Genomic DNA, 297 nt, shown 5'->3' on the forward strand with positions numbered 1-297 from the left:
TGGTGGAGCGGCTGTCCGACGCGCGCCGCAACGGTCACCGGGTGCTCGCCGTGGTCCGCGGGTCCGCGGTCAACTCCGACGGCGCGTCCAACGGGCTGACCGCACCCAGCGGCCCCTCCCAGGAGCAGGTGATCCTGCAGGCGCTCGCCGACGCCGAACTGTCCACCGCGGACGTCGACGTGGTCGAGGCGCACGGCACCGGGACCAGGCTCGGCGACCCCATCGAGGCGCGCGCCCTGCTCACCACCTACGGACAGGGCAGGGAACCGGGCCGACCGCTGTGGCTGGGCTCGATCA

The 297-nt window shown here is 74.1% G+C and carries 1 protein-coding gene; it reads left to right on the forward strand.

The features are described 5' to 3' along the window. Positions 1-297, forward strand: a 297-nt coding sequence (locus VT50_RS38120; protein WP_143645421.1) for a hypothetical protein, incomplete at both ends; no start/stop codon positions are given.

Origin of the sequence: Streptomyces antioxidans, assembly GCF_000968685.2 — a bacterium.
Taxonomy (GTDB): domain Bacteria; phylum Actinomycetota; class Actinomycetes; order Streptomycetales; family Streptomycetaceae; genus Streptomyces; species Streptomyces antioxidans.